Annotated in this window: 6 protein-coding genes; 4 read left to right on the forward strand and 2 right to left on the reverse strand. The window is 30.6% G+C overall.

Annotation, left to right across the window (positions count from 1 at the left end; all coding sequences use genetic code 11):
* From ACTG3S_RS10805 to ACTG3S_RS10820, 4 genes are all read left to right on the forward strand, one after another.
* Nucleotides 1-380, forward strand: a 380-nt coding sequence (locus ACTG3S_RS10805; RefSeq protein ID WP_439129368.1) for an AAA family ATPase, incomplete at its 5' end; no start/stop codon positions are given.
* A gap of 64 nt (nt 381-444) precedes the next feature.
* Nucleotides 445-849: an alternative ribosome rescue aminoacyl-tRNA hydrolase ArfB gene (gene arfB / locus ACTG3S_RS10810; RefSeq protein WP_439129369.1), complete on the forward strand. Its 405-nt coding sequence runs from the start codon at nt 445-447 to the stop codon at nt 847-849.
* 399 nt (nt 850-1,248) lie between these two features.
* Nucleotides 1,249-3,591: a TonB-dependent receptor gene (locus tag ACTG3S_RS10815; protein WP_439129370.1), complete on the forward strand. Its 2,343-nt coding sequence runs from the start codon at nt 1,249-1,251 to the stop codon at nt 3,589-3,591.
* 242 nt (nt 3,592-3,833) lie between these two features.
* A complete protein-coding gene (locus tag ACTG3S_RS10820; RefSeq protein ID WP_439129371.1) occupies nt 3,834-4,697 on the forward strand; it encodes a sigma-70 family RNA polymerase sigma factor in 864 nt (287 codons plus the stop codon).
* A 52-nt stretch (nt 4,698-4,749) separates the two neighbouring features.
* Here the strand turns inward: ACTG3S_RS10820 and ACTG3S_RS10825 are convergent, their stop codons facing one another.
* Together ACTG3S_RS10825 and proB are read right to left on the reverse strand one after the other, a co-directional pair.
* Nucleotides 4,750-5,949, reverse strand: a complete 1,200-nt coding sequence (locus ACTG3S_RS10825; protein WP_439129372.1) for a glutamate-5-semialdehyde dehydrogenase — start codon at nt 5,947-5,949, stop codon at nt 4,750-4,752.
* A gap of 11 nt (nt 5,950-5,960) precedes the next feature.
* Nucleotides 5,961-6,681: glutamate 5-kinase (proB, locus tag ACTG3S_RS10830; RefSeq protein ID WP_439129373.1), on the reverse strand; the 721-nt coding region annotated here is incomplete at its 5' end.

Here is a 6,681-nt window from a genome sequence, read left to right on the forward strand (position 1 = left end):
TGTTAGAAACAAAAGTATACTCCCAAGAGTTTTATGGTGGTTTTTTAGATGATAAATTAGACGAAGCTGCCCAAAAAAACGAATACGATTTGTATTTATTAACCTACATAGATACCCCTTGGGAAGCTGACGATTTAAGAGACCGACCAACTGAACGTTTAGAAATGTTTAAAGCTTTTGAAAACGCTTTAAAAGAACATAACAAAAACTACATTTTATTAAAAGGTGATAAAGAAACACGATTAAAAAATGCAACCAAAGCCATTGATTCAATTTTAAAAAACAAAGAAAATTTACATTCCTTTTCTGATACGCTGCAAGATATAGACATGCATTTTATGCATCAAAATGTAGATTTTGGAACTAATTTTGAGTATTAAATAAGGGAAAAAACCTCCCGAGTTTACATTGAGTAAAGTTGAAATGGGAAGGTAGAATGGGAATATGAACACAGAACAAATCATAAAAGAATTAAGTTTTAAGGCCATAAGAAGTTCTGGTGCTGGTGGCCAACATGTAAACAAAACATCTTCTAAAATTGAATTAACGTTTGATTTAGAGAACTCTTTGTCTTTGTCTGAAAACCAAAAAACATTGCTTAAGGAGAAACTTTCATCTAAATTAACCAACGAAAATGTATTGATTCTGTTTTGTGAGGAAACGCGCTCTCAACACAAAAACAAAGAATTGTCCATCAAACGTTTTTTAAGTTTACTAAAAACGAATTTAATTCGCCCAAAGAAGAGAAGACCTACAAAACCTAGTAGAGCTTCTCTTAAAAGAAAAGCAGAAAGCAAACAAAGAAACTCTATAAAAAAATCACTTAGAAAAAAACCAAAATTAGAGTAAAACCTTTAGCTAGCAAACAAGTTTAGCCCAGATTGAACGACTTGTTTGAGCTCTTTTTGAGGAACGAAAAAAAGCGAGTAGTGAAAGCTGGAAATAGCTTCGAAAAAAAATCACTTTTCTATTTCATAGTAATAATTTACATCTTAATTTTGCAGCGTTCTCATAAAGGGGTGCTAATTACAGTTTTTAGTTTTTAGTTTTTGGTTTTTGGTCTGATAAGACTTTATAACTTTTAACTTTATAGCTTTTAACTTTTAAAAGGCTGAGATCATACCCATTGAACCTAGAACAGGTAATGCTGTTTAGGAAAACGCAACTTTTTTAAGTTGCAGAATCTAATTATTCAATATTAATCACAAGAATAATTACCTCTTTTTATTCGTTTTAAAATTTTTTAAAATGAAAAAAATCACTTTTTTTTTATTCTTGTTTGCAAGTATACTTGCAAACGCCCAAACATTTAAACTTTCTGGGAAAGTTATAGATGAAAACAAGCAACCTTTACCGGGTGCTACTATTTTAGTTAAAAACACCAAAAAAGGAACTTCTTCTGATTTTGGCGGTAATTTTAGTTTACAACTACCAAAAGGTACGTACACAGTACAAGCCTCTTTTATGGGGTATAAAACTATTTCAGAAAAAATTACCATTACAAAAAACGAAGAGTATGTTATTCAGTTAAAACCAGATGCAACACTTTTAGGAGAGATTTTAGTGTCTGCAATTAGAGTAAATGCAAGCATACCTGTTACGTACTCTAACTTGACCAAAAAAGAAATTGCGAAACGTAATTTAGGACAAGATATTCCCGTTTTAATGAATTATTTACCAAACGTAGTATCATCTTCAGATGCTGGTGCTGGTGTTGGTTACACGTATATGAGTGTACGTGGTTCTAATGGAGAGCGCATCAATGTAACAGTAAATGGTATTCCTTATAACGATGCAGAAAGCCATGGTAGTTTTTGGGTAAATTTAGGCGATTTTGCATCGTCTACACAAAACTTACAATTGCAACGTGGTGTTGGAACCTCTACAAATGGTTCTGGGGCTTTTGGTGCAAGTTTAAATATTTTAACAGATGCAGTTTCAGAAGAAGCTTATGGAGAAATATCGAACTCTTTTGGTTCTTTTAATACCAGAAAACATACTGTAAAATTTAGTACTGGTAAGTTAAATAATAACATAGAAATTGCAGGTCGCTTGTCTAATATTTATTCAGATGGTTATGTAGACAGAGCGTTTGCAGACTTAAAATCTTACTATTTACAAGGTTCTTATACAGACGAAAATACATTGATAAAAGCGGTAACTTTTGGTGGAAAAGAAAGAACATATCAAGCTTGGTTTGGTTTAACTGCTCAACAATTAGAAGAAGATAGAAGACAAAATCCGTATACCTATGATAATGAAGTAGATGATTATGAACAAAACCATTATCAATTGCATTGGAATGAAAAAATTAATAATAATTGGTCTACAAATTTAGCGTTAAACTACACGAAAGGATCTGGATTTTTTGAGCAGTTTAAAGAAGATGAAAGTGCTGCAGACTTTAACAATCTTATAGAAGACGATAGCGATCTAATTGTAAGACGTTGGTTAGACAACGATTTTTACGTAGTTAATTTTAATGCTACTTATAAAACTAGAGGCGTAAATGTAGTTTCCGGTATTTCGTATTCTAATTATACAGGAGACCATTTTGGTGAAGTAATTTGGGGAGAAGATTTAGCACCCAATGTAAATATTAGAGATCGTTATTATTTTTCTGATGCTAAAAAAACAGACTTTTCTATATTTTCTAAAGCTACTTTAGAACTCAGTGAAAACCTATCTACCTACATAGATTTACAAGGTAGATTTGTAGACTACCAAACCCAAGGAATTACCAATGACATTGTACCTATTGATGTAGATGCAAGCTTTAGTTTTTTCAACCCAAAGTTTGGTTTTACCTATAATGTTAACGAAAATAATAATTTATATGCCTCTTTTGCTGTTGCAAACAGAGAACCAAATAGAAACGATTTTGAAAATGGTGTGAGTACACCAGAAACCTTAAATGATTATGAGTTTGGTTGGCGTTTAAAATCTGAAAACATAAAACTAAATACCAATATTTATTATATGGATTATAAAAATCAATTGGTATTAACAGGTGCTTTAGATGATGTTGGTGCGCCAGTTAGAGCTACTTCTGGTAGTAGTTATAGATTAGGTTTAGAAGTTGATGCAGACATTCGTTTAAGTGATGTTTTTACATTGAGGCCTAATGTGGCATTCAGCAGCAATAAAAACAGAGATTTTGTAACTTCTATAGATGGTAATTTACAAAACTTAGGCAACACAGACATTTCGTTTTCGCCAAATATTGTAGCTGGAAATATTTTTACCTACCAACCTTTAGATAATTTACAGTTTTCTTTTTTATCTAAATATGTTGGTAAACAATATTTAAGCAATTTAAGCAGTAACGTTTCTACAAACGATGTGTTAGATTCTTTTTTTACAAGCGATTTAAATGTAGTGTATCAAATTTCGCCTAACAAAATATTTAAATCTATAACATTTACAGCATTAGTAAATAATATTTTTAACGCAGAATATGTAGATAGAGGGTATTATTTTACATTTGATGATACTTGGTCTACACCAGGAGCAACTGTTACCCAAGATGGTGCAGGATATTATCCACAAGCTACTAGAAATTTTTTAGTTGGAGTAACACTAAAATTTTAAAAAACACTCATTTTTTGTTAAAAAATACTAAAAAAAGTATAAAAAAGAGCAATTTTTACTTAAAATTGCTCTTTTTTTCATATATTGAAAATTCGTGAAAAAGGGTTCCATTTTTTGATAAAAACAAATACATCGTTTTTTTATTCAAATCCCATACATTCTTAATTCTTACCTTCTAAAATTACTTTTTAGAATTGTTACGCTTTTATCACTAGTAATTAATAAAAAACCTAAATAACTATATGAGACAACTTAAAATTGTAAAGCAAGTAACCAATAGAGATGCTAAATCATTAGAAAAATACTTTCAAGAAATAAGTAAAATTGGGCTAATTACCGCAGATGAAGAAGTAGAATTAGCTTTAAAAATTAAAAAAGGAGATGATAGAGCATTAAATACACTTGTTAGAGCCAATTTAAGATTTGTAGTTTCTGTAGCAAAACAGTACCAAGGACAAGGTTTAAAATTGTCTGACTTAATAAACGAAGGAAATGTTGGTTTGGTAAAAGCAGCAAAACGTTTTGATGAAACCCGAGGTTTTAAGTTTATTTCTTATGCCGTTTGGTGGATTAGACAAGCTATTATGCAAGCACTCGCAGAACAATCTAGAATTGTGCGTTTGCCTTTAAATAAAATTGGTAGTATTAGTAAAATTAAAAAAATATATGCGCGTTTAGAACAAAACGAACAGCGCATGCCAACCAATAAAGAAATTGCAAAGCAATTAGATATGACAGAGCGTGAAGTAGAACAATCTTTAAAAAATTCGGGGAGACACGTTTCTATGGATGCTCCTTTTAGAGAAGGTGAAGATTCTAATTTATACAATGTTTTGCAATTTGACGAATCTCCAAAACCAGACAAAGAGTTAATGAACCAGTCTCTATCTATAGAAATTGATAGAGCTTTAGACACCTTAACTTTTAAAGAAGCTAAAGTAATTAAAATGTTTTATGGTATAGGAAATGAGACTGCAGCAAGTTTAACAGAAATTGGAGAACGTTTCGATTTGTCTAGAGAACGTGTAAGACAAGTAAAACAAAAAGCAATTAGAAGATTGCAATCTAGATCTAAAACGCAAATGCTAAAAGCGTATTTGGGTTAATTAAAATATTATAAAAAAAGGCTTTTAAGTTTAAACTTAAAAGCCTTTTTTTTTATGTTCTTACGTGTCCTTCTCCGAAAACATAGTATTTATTTGTTACCAACTCTTTTAGCCCTAAAGGACCTCTATGGTGCAATTTATCTGTACTGATAGCCAACTCAGCACCAACACCCATTTGCCCACCGTCTGTAAACCTTGTAGATGCATTTAAATAAACAGCAGCGCAGTCTACTTGTTCCATAAACATTTTTGCAGATGCATTATCTGTTGTCAAAATGGAAGCAGAATGACCTCCAGAATATTTATTAATTTTTCTAATAGCTTGCGATACAGAATCAACTACACCAATACAACATTTCATTTCTAAAAATTCTTGATACCAAAGAGCGTTATCTTCAATTAAAGCCTCTTCTGTAAGTGTCTGTTTTGCTTTTTCGTCAACTAATACATTTACTCCATTTTCTTTTAAAATAGTATTTAACTCATTTAATTTTGCTTGATAATCTGGTATATTTTTATCAATTAAAATTTTATCTAAAGCATTACAAGCCGATATTTTATCGGTTTTAGCATTCAAAATTACCTGAATGGTATTTTTCCAGTTGGTATTTTTATCAATATATAAAAAGTTATTTCCTCTACCACTTACTAAAACAGCACACTTAGCATGTTCTTTTACGAACTGAATTAATCGCTCCCCTCCTCTTGGAACAATTAAATCTAAAGGTTCTGTTGGATTTTTTAAGAACGCCTGCGTTTGGTCTCTATTTAAATTTAATAATTGAATATATGAAGTATCTAGATTATTCTCTTCTAAAGCTTTGTGCCATAAATTTACAATTGCTGTATTGCTATGTATGGCTTCTTTACCACCTTTTAATAAGATTTTATTATTCGCTTTAAAAGCCAAAACCGTAGCTTCTACTGTTACATCTGGTCTTGATTCGTAAATAATCATAATGGTACCAAAAGGAGCTGTTTTATTTACCACTTTTAGTCCGTTTTGTAAACTTTTATCACTAATAATCTTACTTACAGGATCTTCTTGTGCTTTTACTTCTTCTAAAGCTACAATCATTCCTTCAATTTTTTTATCGTTTATAATTAAACGATCATACATTGCTTGGTCTTCTTTTTTAAAAGCGTCTAAATCTTTTTTATTGGCATTTAATAGCAAATTATGATTTTCTTTTAATTGAAAAATCATACTATTAATTACATTATTCTTTATTTCTGTTGATAATAATTCCATATTTTTTATTTTTATAAAGAAACTTTGGTTCCTGTAAAACTCCCATTCATAATATCTAAAATGGTATTTTCTTTTTTTCCATTTGCGATATAAGTGGGTATATTTTTAGCGGCTGTTTTTTGTGCATAATTTAATTTAGAGCCCATACCACCTCTACCTTCACCTTCTGTTTTAGCATCATTTTGTATAAATTCGTCTAAATCTTGGTTGGGTTTTACATTTTCAATTAAATCTGTATTTTCTTCTTTTGGGTTACCATCATACAAGCCATCTATGTCTGTTAAAATAATTAGCTTGTCAGCATTCATTAATTCTGCAATTAAACTTGCCAATTCATCATTATCTGAAAACATAGACATGGTTACAGAAACAGCATCGTCTTCATTGGCAATAGGTATTACACCTTCAGATAATAAACCTTCGCAACAATTAATCATATTTTGTCTATGAACACCTGGACTAAAATCTCTTTTTGTGGGTAATACTTGGGCACATTTCATTCCAAAATCATGAAAAATATTGTAGTATAAACGCATCATTCTTGGTTGCCCAATTGCAGAATAAACTTGTCTACGTTGCGTATTATTTTCTATAGTTGAGTTTCCTAAAACTTCTTTACCTGCAATTACAGATCCTGAAGAAACTAAAATTGTTAAAACATCTCTTTCATATAATTCGGCTATTTGTTTTACCAAATTTCTTAAAACAGGCCTTACAATTCTATTGTCTTTA

Origin of the sequence: Polaribacter sp. (genome assembly GCF_965656025.1) — a bacterium.
GTDB lineage: Bacteria > Bacteroidota > Bacteroidia > Flavobacteriales > Flavobacteriaceae > Polaribacter.